Annotated in this window: 16 protein-coding genes and 1 pseudogene; 6 read left to right on the forward strand and 11 right to left on the reverse strand. The window is 69.8% G+C overall.

What is annotated here, in order from left to right; translation table 11 throughout:
- The first annotated feature begins 79 nt into the window (after positions 1-79).
- The 4 genes from M3E84_RS05990 (at position 80) to pgl (ending at position 5,274) form a co-directional block, all read left to right on the forward strand.
- Complete coding sequence (locus M3E84_RS05990) at positions 80-1,705, forward strand: glucose-6-phosphate isomerase (RefSeq protein WP_259895305.1); 1,626 nt, start codon at positions 80-82, stop codon at positions 1,703-1,705.
- 289 nt (positions 1,706-1,994) lie between these two features.
- Positions 1,995-3,506, forward strand: a complete 1,512-nt coding sequence (gene zwf / locus M3E84_RS05995) for a glucose-6-phosphate dehydrogenase (RefSeq protein ID WP_396415575.1) — start codon at positions 1,995-1,997, stop codon at positions 3,504-3,506.
- The gene (locus M3E84_RS06000) at positions 3,503-4,516 is read left to right on the forward strand and encodes a glucose-6-phosphate dehydrogenase assembly protein OpcA (RefSeq protein ID WP_259895308.1); all 1,014 of its coding nucleotides are present in this window, start codon (positions 3,503-3,505) and stop codon (positions 4,514-4,516) included. The genes zwf and M3E84_RS06000 overlap by 4 nt, the downstream gene beginning before the upstream one ends.
- Complete coding sequence (gene pgl / locus M3E84_RS06005) at positions 4,513-5,274, forward strand: 6-phosphogluconolactonase (protein WP_259895310.1); 762 nt, start codon at positions 4,513-4,515, stop codon at positions 5,272-5,274. The genes M3E84_RS06000 and pgl overlap by 4 nt, the downstream gene beginning before the upstream one ends.
- A gap of 86 nt (positions 5,275-5,360) precedes the next feature.
- Here pgl and secG read toward each other — a convergent pair whose 3' ends face one another.
- The 11 genes and pseudogenes from secG to M3E84_RS06060 form a co-directional block, all read right to left on the reverse strand.
- Positions 5,361-5,630 (reverse strand): preprotein translocase subunit SecG, encoded by a 270-nt coding sequence (secG, locus tag M3E84_RS06010; protein WP_259895312.1) that lies wholly within the window; start codon positions 5,628-5,630, stop codon positions 5,361-5,363.
- Between the two features lie 45 nt (positions 5,631-5,675).
- Positions 5,676-6,491 (reverse strand): triose-phosphate isomerase, encoded by an 816-nt coding sequence (gene tpiA / locus M3E84_RS06015; protein WP_259895314.1) that lies wholly within the window; start codon positions 6,489-6,491, stop codon positions 5,676-5,678.
- 46 nt (positions 6,492-6,537) lie between these two features.
- Positions 6,538-7,704 (reverse strand): annotated as a pseudogene (locus M3E84_RS06020) (phosphoglycerate kinase); the annotation flags it as partial.
- Between the two features lie 245 nt (positions 7,705-7,949).
- The gene (gene gap / locus M3E84_RS06025; protein WP_259895316.1) at positions 7,950-8,954 is read right to left on the reverse strand and encodes a type I glyceraldehyde-3-phosphate dehydrogenase; all 1,005 of its coding nucleotides are present in this window, start codon (positions 8,952-8,954) and stop codon (positions 7,950-7,952) included.
- A gap of 324 nt (positions 8,955-9,278) precedes the next feature.
- Positions 9,279-10,262 carry a DNA-binding protein WhiA gene (gene whiA, locus M3E84_RS06030; protein WP_259895318.1) on the reverse strand — a complete coding sequence of 328 codons (984 nt, stop codon included), beginning with the start codon at positions 10,260-10,262 and terminating at the stop codon, positions 9,279-9,281.
- Between the two features lie 142 nt (positions 10,263-10,404).
- Positions 10,405-11,436, reverse strand: a complete 1,032-nt coding sequence (yvcK, locus tag M3E84_RS06035; RefSeq protein WP_259895320.1) for a uridine diphosphate-N-acetylglucosamine-binding protein YvcK — start codon at positions 11,434-11,436, stop codon at positions 10,405-10,407.
- 43 nt (positions 11,437-11,479) lie between these two features.
- The gene (rapZ, locus tag M3E84_RS06040; protein ID WP_259895322.1) at positions 11,480-12,400 is read right to left on the reverse strand and encodes an RNase adapter RapZ; all 921 of its coding nucleotides are present in this window, start codon (positions 12,398-12,400) and stop codon (positions 11,480-11,482) included.
- Between the two features lie 44 nt (positions 12,401-12,444).
- The gene (gene uvrC / locus M3E84_RS06045; RefSeq protein WP_259895324.1) at positions 12,445-14,517 is read right to left on the reverse strand and encodes an excinuclease ABC subunit UvrC; all 2,073 of its coding nucleotides are present in this window, start codon (positions 14,515-14,517) and stop codon (positions 12,445-12,447) included.
- Positions 14,510-15,235 carry a 1-acyl-sn-glycerol-3-phosphate acyltransferase gene (locus tag M3E84_RS06050; RefSeq protein WP_259895326.1) on the reverse strand — a complete coding sequence of 242 codons (726 nt, stop codon included), beginning with the start codon at positions 15,233-15,235 and terminating at the stop codon, positions 14,510-14,512. The genes uvrC and M3E84_RS06050 overlap by 8 nt, the downstream gene beginning before the upstream one ends.
- The gene (gene uvrA, locus M3E84_RS06055) at positions 15,232-18,246 is read right to left on the reverse strand and encodes an excinuclease ABC subunit UvrA (protein ID WP_396415573.1); all 3,015 of its coding nucleotides are present in this window, start codon (positions 18,244-18,246) and stop codon (positions 15,232-15,234) included. Before uvrA ends, M3E84_RS06050 begins: the two co-directional genes overlap by 4 nt.
- 34 nt (positions 18,247-18,280) lie before the next feature.
- Complete coding sequence (locus M3E84_RS06060; RefSeq protein ID WP_259895327.1) at positions 18,281-18,700, reverse strand: hypothetical protein; 420 nt, start codon at positions 18,698-18,700, stop codon at positions 18,281-18,283.
- A gap of 185 nt (positions 18,701-18,885) precedes the next feature.
- Between M3E84_RS06060 and M3E84_RS06065 the strand changes: the two genes are divergently transcribed.
- Both M3E84_RS06065 and M3E84_RS06070 read left to right on the forward strand, forming a co-directional pair.
- Positions 18,886-19,542, forward strand: a complete 657-nt coding sequence (locus M3E84_RS06065) for an MBL fold metallo-hydrolase (RefSeq protein WP_259895328.1) — start codon at positions 18,886-18,888, stop codon at positions 19,540-19,542.
- Between the two features lie 30 nt (positions 19,543-19,572).
- Positions 19,573-20,187: a flavin reductase family protein gene (locus tag M3E84_RS06070; RefSeq protein ID WP_259895329.1), complete on the forward strand. Its 615-nt coding sequence runs from the start codon at positions 19,573-19,575 to the stop codon at positions 20,185-20,187.
- Positions 20,188-20,228: the final 41 nt, after the last annotated feature.

The following is a 20,228-nucleotide window of genomic DNA, read 5'->3' on the forward strand; positions in this document are numbered from 1 at the left end:
GCAGGACTTCAAGCACTGGACCGCGAGGCAGGACGGCCCCGGTGGCCGCCCCGGAAGCCCCGCTCAGCGAGAGGACATCATGAGCACTCTTTCCGTCACCGCCGCGGGCGCTGCCCGCGAGGCCATCGACCGTCACATCCCGCAGCTCGTCGAGGACCGCTTCGCGTCCCGGCTCTTCGCCAAGGACCACACGCTGTGGGGTGCTGAGGCCGAGGACGAGGCCTCGAAGCGCCTCGGCTGGGTCGATGCCCACGACGTCTCCCGCCCGCTCGTGGAGGAGATCCTCTCCCTGCGCTCCTCCTTCGAGGCCGAGGGCGTCGACCGCTTCGTGCTCGCTGGCATGGGCGGGTCCTCCCTGGCACCGGAGGTCATCACACGCACGGCAGGCGTCGAGCTGTTCGTGCTCGACTCCACTGATCCTGTGATGGTCCAGGCGGCGCTGTCCGATCGCATCGGGCGCACCGCCGCGATCATCTCCTCCAAGTCCGGCTCCACGGTGGAGACCGACTCTGCCCGCCGGGCCTTCGAGAAGGCGTTCTCGGACGCCGGGATCGACCCCGCACGCCGACTGGTGGTCGTGACCGACCCGGGCTCCCCCTTCGACAGCACCGCTCGCGAGGCCGGCTACCGCGCCGTGTTCAACGCCGATCCCACCGTGGGCGGGCGCTTCTCGGCGCTGACGGCCTTCGGCCTGGTCCCCTCGGGTCTGGCCGGTGCGGACATCGCCGGTCTGCTGGATGACGCCGAGGCCGCCGCCGAGATGCTGCGCGAGGACGCCGACGACAACCTGGCCCTGCGCCTGGGTTCAGCGCTGGGCGGCACCTCTCCGCTGCGCGACAAGATCGTGCTGCAGGACCGCGGCTCGGGCATCGTCGGATTCGCCGACTGGGCCGAGCAGCTGATCGCCGAGTCCACGGGCAAGCTGGGCACCGGGATCCTTCCGGTCGTCGTGGGCCAGGATGCCCCCGAGCTCGAGGCTCCCGTGGCCGCCGACGTCCTGCCCGCGCTGCTGGTCGGCTCCGATGACGAGTCCGTGCTCACCGGGGACGTCGACGCAGTTGCCGTCGCCGGGTCGCTCGGCGCCCAGATGCTGCTGTGGGAGGCCGCCACCTCGGTCGCCGGTGCCCTGCTGGGCATCAACCCGTTCGATCAGCCGGACGTGGAGTCCGCCAAGATCGCCACCCGCGCCCTGCTGGCCGACAAGCCCGAGCCCACGCAGGCCGATCTGGTCGACGGCTCCGTGGAGATCCGCGGGGCAGCCGATCTGCTGGGCGGGGCTCAGGATCTGCGCGGTGCCATCCAGGCGCTGCTGAAGACCCTGCCGGAGTCCGGCTATCTGGCCGTGCAGGCGTACTTCGACCGCCTGACCTGGACCGAGCTCGAGGACGCGCGTCCGCTGCTGGCCAGCATCACCCACCGTCCCACCACGTTCGGCTGGGGCCCGCGCTTCCTGCACTCGACCGGTCAGTTCCACAAGGGCGGCACCCCGGTCGGATCGTTCCTGCAGATCACCGCGGCCTCGGACACCGACCTGGACATCCCGGGAGGCGACTTCACCTTCGGCGAGCTGATCTCCGCGCAGGCAGACGGCGACGCCCAGGTCCTGCGCGAGCACGATCGGCCGGTTCTGCAGCTGCGACTCACCGATCGCGAGACCGGTGTGAGCCAGATCCTCGACGTCCTGCACGCGATCCTCGGCCGCTGATCGGCCGGGCTGAATCACACTCGTCCCGCTGCGCCGGCAGGCCCTGTCGCCGATGGCGCAGCGGGACGTCTCTATCGGGAGTCCGGCCATCGTGCCTGCCTGATTCCAGGCCCGGCTCTCGCCCCGAGACTCCTCTCCCGCCGTCGCGTCTCGGCCGTCGTCGGGCAGGAGTAGTCTCGTCATTGCCCGACGCCCGGGTGCCGCGCGCACCCAGCGACGTGCCCGCACTCCACCGCCTGCTCTCCAGAGGAGCCCCGTGCCGCATTCCGCACCTCCTTCGACCAATCCGCTGCGCGATCCCCGCGATCGCCGCCTGGCCCGCGTTGCCGCACCGTCGGCCCTCGTGCTCTTCGGCGTGACGGGCGATCTCGCCCGCAAGAAGCTGCTGCCCGCCATGTACGACCTCGTGAACCGGGGCCTGCTGCCGCCGTCGTTCTCGCTGGTCGGCTTCGGACGCCGCGAGTGGAGCCATGAGGACTTCGCCGCCTACGCCCGCAAGTCGGTGGAGGCCAACGCCCGCACCGAGTTCCAGGAGACCGTGTGGCAGCAGTTCGCCGCTGGCCTGCGCTTCGTGCAGGGCGAGTTCGACGACTCCGCCGCCTACGACCGCTTGGCCGAGGTCCTCGCCGAGCTCGACGAGGACCGCGGCACCCGGGGCAACCACGCCTTCTACCTCTCGATCCCGCCCAAAGCCTTCGAGCTCGTGTGCCAGCAGCTGGCCGAGCACGGCCTGGCGGAGAACCCCGAGGCCGAGGGCTGGCGCCGCGTGGTCATCGAGAAGCCCTTCGGCCACGATCTCGAATCCGCCAAGGAGCTCAACTCGATCGTGGAGTCCGTGTTCTCCCACGACGCGATCTTCCGGATCGACCACTACCTCGGCAAGGAGACGGTCCAGAACATCCTGGCCATGCGCTTCGCCAACGCCATGTACGAGCCCCTGTGGAACGCCGATCACATCGATCATGTGCAGATCACCATGGCGGAGTCGATCGGCATCGGGACCCGAGCCGGGTACTACGACGGCGTGGGCGCCGCCCGCGACGTCATCCAGAACCACCTGCTGCAGCTGCTGGCGCTGACCGCCATGGAGGAGCCCGGCAGCTTCACCGCGCGCGCGCTGCGCTACGAGAAGGCCAAGGTGCTCTCGGCGGTCGTGCTGGGAGACGACCTCGGCGAGTCCTCGGCCATCGGCCAGTACGGCGAAGGACTGCAGGGCGGCGGGGAGGTCAAGGGCTTCCTCGAGGAGCAGGACATCCCGGCCGACTCGCGCACGGAGACCTTCGCTGCGCTGCGTCTGGAGGTCGACAACCGCCGCTGGCAGGGGGTGCCGTTCTACCTGCGCGCCGGCAAGCGCCTGGGCCGGCGCGTCACGGAGATCGCGGTGATCTTCAAGCGCACCCCCAATCGCCTGTTCACCCCGCACGACACCGAGCAGTTCGGCCAGAACGCTGTCGTGATCCGCATCCAGCCGGACGAGGGCGTCACGATCCGCTTCGGCTCGAAGGTCCCGGGCACGCAGTCGGAGATCCGCGACGTCACCATGGACTTCGGCTACGGCCACGCCTTCACCGAGTCCTCCCCCGAGGCCTATGAGCGTCTGATCCTGGACGTGCTGCTCGGCGAGCCGCCGCTGTTCCCGGATCACGAGGAGGTCGAGCTGTCCTGGAAGATCCTCGACCCGTTCGAGCAGTACTGGGCCGACCACGACGTCCGCCCCGAGACCTACGCCCCCGGCTCCTGGGGACCCGCATCGGCGGACCGGCTGATGCAGCGAGAAGGAAGGACCTGGAGGCGACCGTGATCATCACCCTCGAGAACACCACCACCACAGACGTCGACAAGACCCTGCAGCGCCTGCGCGAGGAGAGCGGGGTCGTCACCCTGGGCCGCGTCCTCACGCTCGTGATCGTGGCCGAAGCCGGGCACTCCGAGAAGGCCCTGGATGCTGCGATCGAGGCCTCCCACGAGCACCCGTGCCGCATCATCATGCACGTGGCGCACTCCGTGAACGACTCCACGCGCCTGGACGCCCAGGTCCGCGCCGGCGGCGACGCCGGCGCCTCGGAGGTCGTCGTGCTGCACGGCTACGGCGAGCTCGCCGAGCCCACCGAGACCCTGGTCTCGGCGCTGCTGCTGCCGGACGCCCCCATCGTGGTCTGGTGGCCGCACCGCGTGCCGGTCTGCCCGGCCGAGTCATCGATCGGCCGGATCGCCCACCGCCGCATCACCGACTCCACCACCGCGGAGGACGTCGTGCAGACGCTGGCGGACCTGGCGGCCAACTACCGTCCCGGCGACACCGACATCTCCTGGACGCGGCTGACCATGTGGCGCGTCCAGCTCTCGGCGGCCTACGAGCAGGCCCCGGCCAGCCCCATGGTCGAGGTCGTCATCACCGGCGCCGAGGACTCCTCCCGCGTCCGGCTGCTGGGGTCCTGGCTGGGTTCTCGGCTGGACTGCCCGGTGCGCCTGGAGCACACGGAGCACTCCGAGCACGGCCTGGACACGGTCCGCCTGGTCCGCGAGGACGGCGAGATCGTCCTGGACCGCCCCGGCGACACCCTGGCCACGCTGAGCCAGCCGGGGCAGCGGGACCAGAAGGTCGCACTGCCGCACCGCACCCTCAGCGCCTGCCTGGCCGAGGAGCTGCGCCGCTTGGACCCGGATGAGGTCTACGGCGATGTCCTGTGCTCCGTGGTCGACTTCGAGGCTCTGACGCGCGCCGAGCAGCACGGCGCACAGGACTCGGACACCGAGACCGACGGCGCGGAGGACTCCGAGCAGGAGCACAGCGAGGAGGAGCAGTCATGAGCGCACCCGAGATCCGCGTCTGCGCATCCAAGGACGAGCTCGCCGAGCTGGTGACCCGTGAGGTAATCGGCGTCCTGGCGCAGGCCCAGGCCCAGCGCGGGCGCGCCTCGATCGCGCTCACCGGCGGAACCATGGGCACCAAGACGATCGCCGCCCTGGCCGCCGCGTCGCGGATCACGCAGGAGCAGCTCGACTGGTCCCGGATCGACTTCTGGTGGTCGGACGAGCGCTTCGTGCCGCGCGGCGACTCCGAGCGCAATGTCCAGCAGGCCATGGATGCCGTGACCTCCGCAGCCCCCGAGCTGCAGCTGCCGCCGGAGAACGTCCACGTGATCGGCAGCTCCAGTGAGTTCGCCACCCCGGAGGCCTCGGCCCTGGACTATCTCGAGGAGCTGCGCGCCGCGGCCGCCGATCAGGGCACCGCCGAGCTGCCGCCGATCGACGTGGCCCTGCTGGGCGTCGGCCCGGACGGCCACGTGGCTTCGGTCTTCCCCGGCCACCCGGAGCTGGAGATCGAGGAGGCCACTGTCGTCGCCGTCCACGACTCCCCCAAGCCCCCTCCGCTGCGGGTGTCCATGACGCTGCCGCTGATCCGCACCGCGGAGCATGTGTGGTTCGTGGTGGCCGGTGCGGACAAGGCCGAGGCCGTGGGTCGTCTGCTGGCAGGCGGTCCGCGCGAGCAGACCCCGGCCTGTGGTGCCACGGGCACCGTGAGCACGCGGCTCTACGGAACGGCGGACGCCCTTCCCGACAGCTGAGAGCTTCCGGGCCGCGTCCGGACATGGCAGAAGCCCCGCCTCCCCTTCACGGGGAGGCGGGGCTTCTTCTGCCGGTGACCGCTGATTCAGAGACCGGGGACGCCGGAGGCGGAGTCCACGAATCGCATCGAGATGCCGTAGGCGGCGATGCACAGGGCCCAGACGATGATCACCGTGGTGGTCAGCCGCACGAGGTTCTTCTGCGCGACGCCCGAGGTGTTCAGCGACTGGGTCATGCCGCCGCCGAACATGTCCGACAGTCCGCCGCCCTTGCCCTTGTTGAGCAGGACCAGGACGACCGCCAGGACGCTGGTGAGGACGATGATCCCCAGCAGGATGTCTTGCAGGATCTCCATGGATCTCCCTCTGAAGTCGTGATCCGTGCAGCCGACCGAGTCGGATCAGTCGGTCGTGAGGTGCTGCTCGAACTTCGCAATGCTAGCAAACTCGTCCGCATCGAGGCTGGCGCCGCCGACCAGGGCGCCGTCGACATCCTTGCCGCGCAGGATCTCCGCCACGTTCTTGGACTTCACGGAGCCGCCGTAGAGGATGCGGGTCGACTGGGCCGTCTGCTCGTCATAGAGCTTCCCGAGCTCGGCGCGGATGGCCGCGGACATCTCCTGGGCGTCCTCCGGGCCGGCGACCTTGCCGGTGCCGATGGCCCACACGGGCTCGTAGGCGATGACCAGCTCGGCGACCTTCTCGGCCGACAGGCCCTTGATCGAGCCGCGGACCTGCTCGAGGGTGTGCTCCACGTGCTGGCCGGCCTCCCGGACCTCCAGGCCCTCGCCGACGCACAGTACCGGGGTCAGGCCGTGGCGGTGGGCGGCCTCGATCTTGGCCAGGCACTGCTCATCGGTCTCGCCGTGGATCGTGCGGCGCTCGGAGTGCCCGACCAGCACGTAGGTGCAGCCGAGCTTGGTCAGCATCTCACCGGAGATGTCGCCGGTGTAGGCGCCGGAGTCCTGATCCGAGAGGTCCTGGCCGCCGAAGCGCACGGGCAGGTCATCGCCGGTCACGACGGTCTGCACGGAACGCAGGTGCGTGAAGGGCGGGAACACGGCGACCTCCACGCGGTCGAAGTCGTGCTTGGCGTCCTGCAGCGTCCAGGCCAGCTTCTGCAGCAGGGCCACGCCCTGCTGGTGGTCGAGGTTCATCTTCCAGTTGCCGGCGATCAGCGGAGTGCGATCGAATGCGCCATTGGTCTGCGAGGTCATGGGAGTCTCCTTCGTGTGCGGCCCACGGGGCCTGTCGGTGCGGGGGTGCGCCGCCGCCGGTGGAGATATGTCCGAACTGGTCATCCGAGAAGCCGAGCGTGCGCACGGCGGCTGCGGAGTCGCCGCCGCCGATGACGGACATGCCCGAGCCCTCGGCCAGCGCCTCGGCGATCGCCCGGGTGCCGCCGGAGAACGCCTCCATCTCGAACACGCCCGCGGGCCCGTTCCAGAAGATCGTCTTGGCGGCGCGGATGGCCTCCGCGAAGGCCTTGGCGGAGTCCGGTCCGATGTCCAGGCCCATGCCGGAGTCGCCGATGGAGCCGCCCTCGATGTCCTCGACGGGACGGACCTCGTGCTCGGCGTCGGCGCTGAACGAGGCCGAGTAGACGATGTCGGTGGGCAGCACGATCTCCGTGCCCTCCCCCGCCGCGCGATCGAGGTAACCCTTCACGGTGTCGAGCTGATCGTCCTCCACGAGCGAGGAGCCGATCGAGTAGCCCTGCGCCTTGAGGAAGGTGAAGACCATGCCGCCGCCGATCAGCAGCTGATCGGCTCGGCCGATGAGGTTCTCGATCACGGCGAGCTTGTCCGAGACCTTGGACCCGCCCATGACCACGACGAACGGGTGGTCCGGGTTGGAGACGACCTTGGTCAGGACATCGACCTCGGTCTTGACCAGATCGCCCAGGTAGGAGGGCAGGATCTTGGCGATGTCGTAGACGGAGGCGTGCTTGCGGTGCACGGCGCCGAAGGCATCGCCCACGAAGGCGCCGTCCTGCCCGGTGAGCGCAGCGAGCTCCTGCGCGAACTGCTGGCGCTCGGCCTCGTCCTTGGAGGTCTCGCGCGGGTCGAAGCGCACGTTCTCGATGACCAGGACCTGACCGTCGGTCAGAGCCTCCGCCTTGGCCCGGGCGCCCTCGCCCACGACATCGGAGGCGACCTTGACGTCGAGATCAGAGAGCTCGGCCAGCTTCTTCGCGGCCGGGGCGATCGAGTACTGCGGGTCGACTTGGCCCTTGGGACGGCCCAGATGGGCGCAGACGATGACACGGGCGCCAGCCTGGGAAAGCTTGGTGATCACGGGCAGCGAGGCCCGGACGCGGCCGTCGTCGGTGACGGTCGAGCCGTCGAGCGGCACGTTGAGATCGGAGCGGACCAGGACGCGGCGTCCGGAGACGCCCTCGGCGAGCAGATCATCCAGTGACTTGGCCATGGCGGTGTTCCCTTCTTGTGGCTTCAGGTGCGGCCCCCGCACGGGGTTCGGCGGGTCCGTGACGCGGACTGCCTCCAGTATCCCGTGTGCGGGGCCGAATGGCGCAGCGGATCGGAAGTCGCCGCGCGAAGACGCAGACGACAGCGCGCGGGGCGCCGCAGCGATCAGCTGCAGTGCCCCGCGCGCGAGGTGCCTCACGACCAGGTGCCGGCCGGGGCCGAGCAGGCGGTCGTGCCGAGGCCGGATCAGAACTTGGAGGCGACCAGGTTCGTCAGGGAGACCAGGCGGGAGGTGTAGCCCCACTCGTTGTCGTACCAGGCGATGACCTTGACCTGGTTGTCGATGACCTTGGTCAGCGGGGCGTCGAACACGGTCGAGACCGGGTAGCCCTCGATGTCCTTGGACACGATGGGATCCTCGCTGTACTCGATGATGCCCTTCATGGAGCCCTCGGCCGCCTTCTTCATGGCGGCGTTGACCGACTCGACCGTGACGTCCTTCTCGACGTCGATGGTCAGGTCCACCAGCGAACCGGTGGGGGTGGGAACGCGCACGGCGAAGCCGTCCAGCTTGCCCTGCAGCTCCGGCAGCACCAGGCCGACGGCCGCGGCCGCACCGGTGGTGGTGGGGACCATGTTCAGGGCGGCGGCGCGGGCGCGGCGCAGGTCCTTGTGGGGGGCGTCCTGCAGTCGCTGATCCGAGGTGTAGGCGTGGATGGTGGTCATCAGGCCGCGCTCGATGCCGAACTCGTCGTTGAGGACCTTGGCCATGGGAGCCAGGCAGTTCGTGGTGCAGGACGCGCCGGAGACGATGTTCTGCGTGGCGGGATCGTAGGAGTCCGCGTTGACGCCGAACACGAAGGTGCCGTCGATGTTCTTGCCCGGAGCGGACAGGACGACCTTCTTGGCGCCGGCCTCCAGGTGGGCCTTGGCAGCGTCGCCGTTGGTGAAGAAGCCGGTGGACTCCACGACGATGTCCACGCCGAGCTCGCCCCAGGGCAGGTTCGCCGGATCCTTCTCGGCCAGCAGCTTGACCTCGTGTCCGTCCACGGTGAGGGTGTCGTTCTCGAGCGAGACCTCACCCGGGAAGCGGCCGTTGATGGAGTCGTACTTCAGCAGGTGAACCAGCGTCTGCGCCTCGGTGAGGTCGTTCACGGCGACGATCTCGATGTTCTCGCCCTGCTCGCGGACTGCGCGGAAGAAGCTGCGTCCGATGCGGCCGAAGCCGTTGATGCCAACCTTGATGGTCACTGCGATCGATCTCCTTTTCTGAGGTGACGTCGTGCGACGAGGCCCCGACCAGTCCGTCCCGGCGCTGAGAGCGGGGCATTCGTCTGATCGTTCGAGGCTGAGTGGGTTTCCGAGGGAACGCAACTGATCACACGTTCCGATCGGTGCTCCCGGATCCATCGTGCCGCTCCGGGCCCTCCAGCCTCTCGTCCCTTTCAGTCTAATGGCATAGGACGCAGAATCCCAGAGGGTCGCAGAGAAATGCGCGGGTTCCTGAGGCCACTGCGGCAGACAAACCCACACGAAGCAACATCACCGTCGGCGGCTGGTCGCTACCGGCATGCCTCAGCCGCGGGCGTGCTCCTCGGGCCCCCCGCCCTCGGTGCCGGCGATCCCGAGCTCTTCGGCCCGTCGGTCTGCCATGGCCAGCAGACGGCGGATGCGACCGGCGATCGCGTCCTTGGTCAGCACGGGCTCCGAGAGCCGCCCCAGCTCATCCAGGGAAGCCTGCTTGTTGGCCAGGCGCAGCTCACCGGCCATGCGCAGATGCTCGGGGATGTCCTCGCCCAGGATCTCCATGGCCCGCTCCACGCGCGCTCCTGCCGCCACGGCGGCCTGCGCCGAGCGCCGCAGGTTGGCGTCGTCGAAGTTGGCCAGACGATTGGCGGTCGCACGGACCTCCTTGCGCATGCGCCGCTCCTCCCAGGTCATGAGGCAGTCGTGGGCGCCCATGCGAGTCAGCACGGCGGCGATCGCGTCGCCGTCGCGGATCACCACGCGGTCCCCGCCGCGGACCTCCCGCGCCTTGGCGATGACGTCCAGCCGACGCGCCGCGCCCACGAGGGCGAGCGCAGCCTCGGGGCCGGGGCAGGTGAACTCCATGGCTCCGGAGCGCCCGGGCTCGGTGAGCGAGCCGTGGGACAGGAACGCGCCGCGCAGGACGGCGGCTGCATCGCCGACCGAGCCGTTGACCACGATCGGCGGCAGTCCGCGCACCGGGCGTCCATGCGCATCAAGCAGACCGGTGCGACGTGCCAGCGCCTCGCCGTCGCGCACCACGCGCAGGACATAGTTGCTGCCGCGGCGCAGACCCCCGCCGCCCGAGATCACGCCGAGCTCGCAGGCGTGGCCGAACTCCTCGATGACGATGGCCCTCATGCGCCGGGCGACCGCCGCCGTGTCCAGCTCGATCTCGATGACGATGCGCCCGGAGACGATGTGCAGACCGCCGCAGAAGCGCAGGACGGCGGAGAGCTCGGCGCGGCGCTCCGAGGCCTTGGTGACCTCGGTGCGGGCGAGCTCGTCCTTGACCGATGCCGTGAGGGACATCAGATTCCTTTCGGTGCGGAAGGTGTCGGGGTGCTCCCCAAGCGCCTCACCGGCGCCGGAGGCACCGAGACACCATAGCCGCAGCCCCTGGACACCGCCCATTTCGCACGGAGCCCGCTGACCGCGCGAGCAGGCTGTCCGCTCAGCGCTCCATGACCTCCTGGTACGCGGCCGCGAGCTTCAGCGGGGAGTGGATCGCCAGGCCCTCGGCCCTGCGCAGATCCGCGAAGTGCACGATCGCGCCCATCCGCGCCGCCGCTCGCTCCAGGGCCTGGCGGTCCTCCACCGAGGTGGGATCGGCCACGACGGCGTCGATGCCGATATCCGATGCGTAGTGGCGCAGGATCTCGAGCTCCTGGGCGCTCGTCTTGCCCTGGGTCTCCGAATCGCGGGAGAGGTTCATGGTCACGATCTTCATGCCCTCAGTCGCACGGATCGCCTGTCGCATCTCCGGCAGGAGCAGGTGCGGCAGCACCGAGGTGTGCCACGAGCCCGGCCCCAGGATCACGCAGTCCGCGGCCTCGATCGCGCTCAGGGCCTGCAGGCACGGCTCGGCATCGACCGGCAGGAGGCGGACGTCGCGGATGTACGGCTCCCGCGCCAGATCCACCTGACCGGTCACGGTGCGCAGTCCGTCGGGGGCGTTCTCATCAGGGACGTCGCCCTCGATCACCAGCGGAGTCAGCGACATGGGCAGCACCGTGCCCTCGGCCTCGAGCAGGGCACCGGCCCAGCGCAGACCCTCGACGGGATCGCCGAGCAGCTCCCACAGGGTCACGATCAGCAGGTTGCCCAGCGCGTGGCCGTCGAGTGAACTGAGCCGCTCCGGCCCTGAGTCGAAGCGGTGCTGCATGACGTCGCGCCAGGTCATCCCCCAGTCGGAGTCATCGCACAGCGCGGACAGCGCCATCCGGAGGTCTCCGGGCGGCAGGACGTCGAGCTCCTGGCGCAGACGGCCCGAGGAGCCGCCGTCGTCGGCGACGGTGACCACTGCGGTGAGCTGCTTGGTCAGCAGTCGCAGCGCGGACAGGGAGGCGGAGAGGCCGTGGCCGCCGCCCAGCGCGACGACGGAGCGGCCGGTCTGACTCCGCGGGCGGGGCGCGGCACCGGCGATGCGGGGGCTGTGCGGCGAGCGTCCCAGCGGCGGGACGGCGGAGAGGGGATTCTCGGTCATGGTGCGGTCCAGGTGTTCGTGGCGATCGTGGCTCGGCGAGGTGCTACTCGCGGCTCACGTCCCGGTGCTCGACGTTGACCACGACGCGCGGCAGCTTGGACAGCCGCTTGGCGACCTCCTCGGTCATGGCCACCGAGCGGTGCTTGCCGCCCGTGCAGCCGATCGCGATGGTCGCGTAGTGCTTGTTCTCCGTGCGGTAGCCCTCGAAGACCGGCTCGAGCATGGAGGTGAAGCGCTCCAGGAAGGTGCGGGCGCCCTCCCCCTGGAAGACGTAGTCGCGCACCTCCTTGTCCCGGCCTGTGCGCGGACGCAGCGCCGGCACCCAGTGCGGGTTGGGGATGAAGCGGACGTCGGCGACGTAGTTGGCATCGGCCGGCACGCCGTACTTGAAGCCGAAGCTCATGACGGTCAGGCGCAGGACCACCGGCCCGTTCGTGGAGTACAGGTCCGCAACGGCCTTGGACAGACCGTGGACGTTGAACGACGACGTGTCCAGCACGACGTCGGCGGATTCCCGCAGCGCGGCGAGCAGCCGACGCTCGGCGGCGATGCCGTCCAGGATCCGCCCGCCCGCCTGCAGCGGGTGCGGGCGGCGCTGATGCTCGTAGCGCGCGACCAGGACCTCGTCCGAGGCCTCGAGGAACAGGATCGAGAACTCCACGCCGTTGGCCTCCAGGGCCGAGAGCGTGTCGTGCATGTCATCGAACAGGGCCTTGCCGCGGACATCGATCACGACGGCCAGGCGCGGGATGGCCTCCGGCGAGCGGGAGACCACATCCGCCAGCGTCTGCAGCATCTGCGGCGGCAGGTTGTCGACGACGTACCACCCCTGGTCCTCCAAGGCGTTCGCCGCCGTGGAGCGCCCCGCCCCGGACAGGCCGGTGACGACGAGCAGCTCGGCCGTGCGCGGACGCTCCGGTCGCGCGTGATCGGCGCCCGGAATCGAGTGAGTGTTCTCCGTCATGATCCGCCTCCTTTCTCCAGAGCCTATCCCGAGGCTCGGGCCTGTCAGTCGAGGATCTCGCCGGTGTCCATATCGACGGCGGGAAGCGATGTCTCGGCCTCGTCCTGCTGCCCGTGCAGCCCGGCGAAGACCTTCAGCGCCAGGGCGCTGCCGAAGCCCGGGACCTCCTCGAGCTGCTCGACCCTGGCCTGCTTGATCTTCTTGACGGAGCCGAAGTGCTTGAGCAGGGCCTTCTGCTTGGCCGGACCCACGCCCGGCAGATCGTCCAGCACGGAGGCCGTCATGGCTCGGCCGCGCTTGGCGCGGTGGAAGGTGATCGCGAACCGGTGGGCCTCGTCGCGCACGCGCTGGACCAGGTAGAGGGCCTCTGAGGCGCGCGGGAGAATCACGGGGAAGTCGTCGTCCGGGACCCAGACCTCCTCGAGGCGCTTGGCCAGGCCCACGACGGCGATGTCCGAGATCCCCAGATCCGCCAGCGCCCGTGCAGCCGCGGCGACCTGGGGCGGGCCGCCGTCGACGATGACGAGGTTCGGCGGGTACGCGAAGCGCTTGCGCTGGGCGGGGTCCTCGGCCAGGTCGTCCTGGTCGAGCTCGCCGGTGCGCGGGGCCTCCTGCTCCTGCTCCTGCTGCTGCTCCAGGTGGCGGCGGAAGCGGCGGTGGATGACGTCGTACATGGAGGCGGTGTCATCGCGGGCGGCCTCCCCCGTGATGGAGAACTTGCGGTACTCGGCCTTGCGCGGCAGCCCGTCCTCGAACACGACCATGGAGGCCACCACGTTGCTTCCCTGCACGTGGGAGATGTCGTAGCACTCGATGCGCATGAGGGCATCGGGCAGGTCCAGGGCCTCCTGCAGCTGCTGCAGCGAGGCCGAGCGCGTGGTGATGTCCCCAGCCCGGCGGGACTTGTGCAGGGCCAGGGCCTGACGGGCGTTCTCCTGCACCGTCTGCATGAGCTGGGCCTTCTCACCGCGCTGCGGGGTGGACACGCTCACTCGGGAACCGCGCAGCTGCGTGAGCCACTGCTCCATCTGCTCCCGGTCCTCCGGCTCCTGGGAGACCAGCACGGTGCGCGGCACCGCGTCCTCCCGGTAGTCGAGCTCGGCGCTGCGGGGGCGATGGTGGCTGCCCTCAGCGGCCTCGCGAGCCTGCTGCACCTCGCGCTGCTCCGCGGCCGCTGACTCCGTCTCGCCGTAGACCTGCTGCAGCAGCACCTGCAGCAGGTGCCCGGCGTCGGTCTCCTCGACCTTCTCCGTGACCCAGCCGCGCTGCCCGCGGATGCGCCCGCCGCGCACGTGGAAGACCTGCACGGCCGCCTCGAGCTCGTCGTCGGCCAGGGCGAAGAAGTCGGCATCGACAGCGTCGGAGAGCACGACCGCGTTGCGCTCGAAGGCCTTGCGCAGGGCCTCGACGTCATCGCGGCGTGCGGCGGCGGTCTCGAAGTCCATCTCGGCCGCCGCCTGCTTCATCAGCCGCTCCTGCTCGCGGATGAAGGGCTCGGCGTGACCGGCCATGAAGCGGCAGAGGTCATCGACCAGATCGCGGTGGTCCTCCACCGAGATCTGCCCCACGCACGGTGCTGCGCACTTGCCGATGTAGCCCAGCAGGCAGGGCCGCCCGGAGGACTCGGCGCGGCGGTAGACGCCCTTGGAGCACGAGCGCACCGGGAAGACGCGCAGCACGGCGTCGAGGGTCTCGCGGATGGCCCAGGCCTGGGAGTAGGGGCCGAAGTAGCGGGTGCCCTTCTGCTTGGCGCCTCGGGTCACCATGGCCCGGGGCACCTCCTCCCCCAGCGTGACGGCCAGGTAGGGGTAGGACTTGTCGTCCCGGTAGGCGATGTTGAAGCGCGGGCGGAACTGCTTGATCCAGGTGTACTCGAGCTGCAGGGACTCCATCTCCGAGCCGACCACGACCCACTCCACGCCGGCGGCCGTGGTGACCATGGCTCGGGTCTTGGGGGCCAGCGTGGACGGCGGGGCGAAGTAGGACCACAGCCGGTTGCGCAGGTTCTTGGCCTTGCCGACGTAGATGACGCGCCCGGTCTCGTCGCGGAAGCGGTAGACGCCGGGGTCCTGCGGTATCTCGGATCGCTGGGGGCGGTAGGAGACCGGATCAGCCACGCCGGGCATCCCCCTCCAAGGTCGTGGAGGTGTTGAAGGTCTCCGCGCGCTCCTGGCCCGACAGCTGCCCGATCGCCTCCATGACCCGGTCGGTCAGCTCACGGCGCTGCCTGCCGGTCTGGCGGCCCTCGGCGCACGGGACCTGGATCAGCTCGCCCAGAGTCACGGTGAACCGGCGCGGGCGCGGCCACGTGGTCCCCAGCGGCTGGACGTCCTGCGTGCCCTCCAGGGCGACGGGGAGGATAGGAGCCCCCGTGCTCAGCGCGGCGTGCGCCACACCGGTGCGGCCGCGGTAGAGGCGTCCGTCGCGGGAGCGGGTGCCCTCCGGGAAGACGCCGAAGACTCCCCCGGCCTCGAGCAGCTCGATCGCCGGATCCATGGCGGCCGCCGCATCGCGACGCGACGAGCGGTCCACCGGGATGATGCCCAGCAGCTCGTAGACCTGGCGCATGGCCCAGCCGCGGATCCCCGGCGTGTTCAGCGGCGAGGCCTTGGCGATGAAGGAGACCCGTCGCGGGAAGATCGCGGAGAGGATGATGCTGTCGATCAGCGCGCGGTGGTTCGAGGCCACGATCACCGGCCCCTCGGCCGGGAAGTTCTCCTTGCCGCGGATCTGCGCGCGGCACAGGACCATGAAGGCGGCGGCCACGGCGCGCTGCGTAGTGCGGTAGAGCCCAATCTGCGAGGGGACCGCACGCAGCCTGTCCAGCGCGCTCATCGTGCGGCCCCCGCCCCGACGGCCTCGGCCTGGCCCTCGATAACGGCGCCGTCCAGGATCTCCCGCAGGAACTCGCCCGTGAAGCTGTCCGGCGACGCGGCGACGTCCTCCGGGGTGCCCTGGGCCACGACCGTGCCGCCGCCGGAGCCGCCGGTGGGCCCCATGTCGACCACCCAGTCCGCCGTCTTGATGACGTCCAGGTTGTGCTCGATCACCATGACCGTGTTGCCCTTGTCCACCAGCGCGTGCAGGACCTGCAGCAGCTTGGAGATGTCCTCGAAGTGCAGGCCGGTGGTGGGCTCGTCGAGCACGTAGATCGACTGGCCCCTGGACTGGCGCTGCAGCTCCGCGGCCAGCTTGACGCGCTGGGCCTCGCCGCCCGAGAGCGTGGTGGCCGGCTGGCCCAGGCGGACATAGCCCAGCCCGACGTCCACGAGCGTGTTCAGGTGCCGGGCGATCGCGGTGTAGGCGGAGAAGAACTCGGCCGCCTCCTCGATCGGCATGTCCAGGACCTCGGCGATGTTCTTGCCCTTGTACTGGACCTCGAGGGTCTCGCGGTTGAAGCGGGCCCCCTTGCAGACCTCGCATGGGACGTAGACGTCCGGCAGGAAGTTCATCTCGATCTTCAGGGTGCCGTCGCCGGCGCAGGCCTCGCAGCGTCCGCCCTTGATGTTGAACGAGAACCGGCCGGGCTGGTAGCCGCGGATCTTGGCCTCCTGCGTGTCCGCGAACAGCTTGCGGATCCGGTCGAAGACACCGGAGTAGGTGGCCGGGTTGGACCGCGGCGTGCGCCCGATAGGCGACTGATCCACGTGGACGATCTTCTTGAGCCGGTCCATGCCCTCGATGCGCTTGTGCCGCCCGGGAACCTGCTTGGCGCCGTTGAGCTCATTGGCCAGGCGGGTGTAAAGGATGTCGTTGACCAGCGAGGACTTGCCCGATCCGGACACCCCGGTCACCGCGGTGAGCACTCCCAGCGGGAACTCCACGTCCACGCCGCGCAGGTTGTTCTCCTTGGCGTCGACAACCTTGAGCATCCGCTTCCGATCGATGGGACGGCGCTGAGCGGGCACCGCGATCTCCCGGCGACCGGCCAGGTAGTCGGCGGTGATCGACTCGCGGTTCTCGAGCAGCTCGTCATAGCCGCCGGTGTGCACGATCCTGCCGCCGCGCTCGCCGGCGCCCGGGCCGACGTCGACGATCCAGTCGGCCTCCCGGATGGTGTCCTCGTCGTGCTCGACGACGATCAGCGTGTTGCCCATGTCCCGCAGCTTGATCAGGGTCTGGATCAGCCGGCGGTTGTCGCGCTGGTGCAGCCCGATCGAGGGCTCGTCGAGGACGTAGAGCACTCCCACCAAGCCGGCGCCGATCTGCGTGGCCAGGCGGATGCGCTGCGCTTCGCCGCCGGAGAGCGTGGCGGCCGGGCGCTCGAGGTCCAGGTAGTCCAGTCCGACGTCCAGCAGGAAGTTCAGCCTGGCGTGGATCTCCTTGAGCACCTGGTCGCCGATCTGCGCCTCCCGGGTGGAGAGATCCAGCGACTGGAAGAACTCGAGGGCCTCGCGCATGGGCAGGCGCGTGGCATCGGCGATGGACAGCCCGCCCACGGTCACGCTGAGCATGGTGGGATTCAGTCGCTTGCCGTCGCAGGCCGGGCAGGGCACCACGCGCATGTACTGCTCGTAGCGCTCCTTGGCCGAGTCCGACTCGGTCTCCTCCCGCTTGCGGCGGATGTAGCCGTAGACGCCCTCGAAGCCCTGGGTGTAGCGGCGCTCGCGGCCCCAGCGGTTCTTGTAGGAGACGGTGACCTGGAAGTCCTTGCCCTCGAGCAGCGCCTTGCGCGCCGCCTTGGGCAGGTCCTTCCACGGAGTGACGAGATCGAAGCCCATCTCCTCGCCCAGTCCCGCCATGAGGCGGTTCCAGTAGTCGCTATGGGCCTTGCCCTGCGACCACGGCTGGATGGCGCCCTCGACCAGCGTGAGGTCCTCGTCCGGCACGACCAGGGTCTCGTCCGCCTCCAGGCGCGAGCCGATGCCGTCGCACTCCGGGCACGCGCCGAACGGAGCGTTGAAGGAGAACGACCGGGGCTCGATCTCCGCGGCCCCGATGGGGTGGTCGTTGGGGCAGGCCAGGTGCTCCGAGAACGTGTGCCGACGCTCCACGCCCTCCGGCAGCTCCTCCCCCTCGCGGGTGACGATCTCGATGACGACGCGGCCGTCGGCCAGCCCCAGCGCGGTCTCGACGGAGTCGGTGAGGCGGCGCTCGGCGCCCTCCTTGATGACCAGGCGGTCGACGACGACCTCGATGTCGTGCTTGATCTGCTTCTTGAGCTTGGGCGGATCGTCCAGCGAGATCTGCTCGCCGTCGATCACGGCGCGCGAGTAGCCGGACGTGGTCAGGGAGGACAGCAGGTCCTCGAACTCGCCCTTGCGACGGCGGACGACGGGGGCCAGCACCTGGAAGCGGGTGCGCTCCGGCAGCTGCATGACGCGGTCCACGATCTGCTGCGGGGTCTGTCGCGTGATCGGCTCTCCGCACTGCGGGCAGTGGGGGTGGCCCACGCGCGCCCAGAGCAGACGCATGTAGTCGTAGATCTCGGTGATCGTGCCGACCGTGGAGCGGGGATTGCGCGAGGTCGACTTCTGGTCGATCGACACCGCCGGAGACAAGCCCTCGATGAAGTCGACATCCGGCTTGTCCACCCGCCCCAGGAACATGCGGGCGTAGGAGGACAGCGACTCGACGTAGCGGCGCTGGCCCTCGGCGAAGATGGTGTCGAACGCCAGGGACGACTTCCCGGACCCGGACAGGCCGGTGAACACGACCATGGAGTTGCGCGGGATGGTGAGGTCGACGTCCTGGAGATTGTGCTCGCGTGCGCCGCGGATCACGATCTCCTTCAGATCGGCTCCCTGCACGGTGCCGCGGGGGCTGACAGGTGCGGGCTGGCTGGGGGTGAGGACTCGTTCGGACACGCCCCGAATGCTATCGGCCGGCCCCGACACCGCAGGCATGCGTCAGCCCACGGCGAAGCCTCCTCGAGGCGACTCAGTGCAGGCCGCGCCGGTAGGCCACCAGCAGCCAGCCCACGTTCACGAAGATCCCGATGATCGCCGGCAGCGCGACCCCGAAGCTCCACAGCAGGCCCGTGGCCGCCGACAGCGCGAAAACCACCAGCCCCAGGAAGCACAGCACCGCCATGACGTGCAGCATCCAGTGCTGGCCCCACAGCCAGATCAGCAGCGGCACGACGTAGAGGATCGTCAGGCCCAGGGCTGTGGTCAGCGAGGGGCCCGGCTCGGTCCCCTGCACCTCTGGCAGGGAGGAGGCCTCGACGATCTCGGCGTCGTGGCTCTGGACGTAGATCATGGCCAGGAAGCTGAGCAGCGAGGCGAGGCTCAGGACGATCAGCCGCGGCGGCCGCCGGGCCTCCCAGGCCTCGTCGGCGGGCGGGAGGATCTGGCGCACGGTGGGCTCCTGAGCTCGGCGGTCATGCGCCCGGCAGGACGCAGCAGGCGTCGGGCGCTCCCGGCCAGCGTATCTGCGGATGCCCCGGCACTCGCAGGCCGTGAAGGTGAGAGGGGCCTCACACCGTCGCCGTCACGAGACACGCCGGGGTGCCGCAGGGCGCAGGAATCTCTACAGTGGGCGCCATGAACGTCACCGAGACCGACACCATCGAACTGGCGGAGATCACCATCCGCCGCATCGTGGTGGGCGAGATGCAGAACAACGTGTACCTGCTCACCTCCAAGGAGCACGGCTCCCAGGTGCTGATCGATGCCGCGGACGACGCCCGTGCGATCGCCGGGCTCGTGGGCGCAGGCTGCAGCGACTGCTCCCTGTCGGGCAGCCTGCAGATGATCATCACCACACACTCCCACCACGATCACGTCGGTGCGCTGGAGGAGGTCAAGTCCCGCTCCGAGGCCGTGACGGCCTGCGGCACCGATGACGAGGACGCCATCGACGTCGAGATGGACCTGACCCTCGATGACGGCGACGTCGCCGAATTCGAGGGCTTCGATCTGGAGATCATCGGCCTGCCCGGGCACACCCCCGGCTCGATCGGGGTCGTCTACCGCGATCCCCAGGGCCCGGTGCGCATCTTCACCGGAGACGCCCTCTTCCCCGGCGGCGTCGGCAAGACCAGTTCGCCGGAGGCCTTCCAGCAGGCGTACTCGGCGGTCGTCGAGCGGATCTTCGAGCGCTTCGACGACGACACCGTCATCCATCCCGGCCACGGCGAGTCCACCACACTGGGGCGGGAGCGCCCGTCCCTGGACGAGTGGCGCGAGCGCGGCTGGTGAGCCGACAGGCCACGGTCCGGACCCGCTGAGATGGACGCCCGTCGCAGGTCCTTCGACCCGCAGCAGCTCGGCGCGCGGGAGACCACGCTGCTGGTCAAGTCCATGCTGATCCCCCGCCCCATCGCGTGGGTCGGCACGCGGGATCTCGACGGCATCGACAATCTCGCACCGCACTCGTTCTTCACCATGGCCTCCGAGGACCCGCCCATCGTGGTCTTCACCTCGACCGGCCGCAAGGACACCGTGCGGGCCGTCGAGCAGACAGGCGAGTTCACGGTCTCGATCGTCAGCGCCGCTCAGCGCGAGGCCGCGAACCAGACCTCTGCGCCCTACGCCGCCGAGGTCAGCGAGTTCGACGCCGCTCAGGTGAAGTCCCTGTCCTCGGCTGTCGTCGCCGCCCCGGCAGTCGCTGACTCCCCCGCCGTCATGGAGTGCCGCTGCGAGCAGGTCATCCCGGTCGGGGACAGCTTCCTCGTCCTGGGGCGCGTGGTGCACCTCAGTGCTGCGGAGGCCGTGCTGCGCACCGACTCCCGGGGGCGCACGCTGCCCGAGGCGCGCCTGCTCGATCCCATGAGCCGGCTCGGGCGCAACGAGTGGGCCCAGCTCGGCACGATCCACGCGATGGACCGACCGCAGCAGGGCTGAGCAGCCGCACGACCCCGGCCGCCGACAGCGCTGCGCTGTCG

The organism is Kocuria sp. p3-SID1428 (assembly GCF_025149945.1).
GTDB lineage: Bacteria > Actinomycetota > Actinomycetes > Actinomycetales > Micrococcaceae > Kocuria.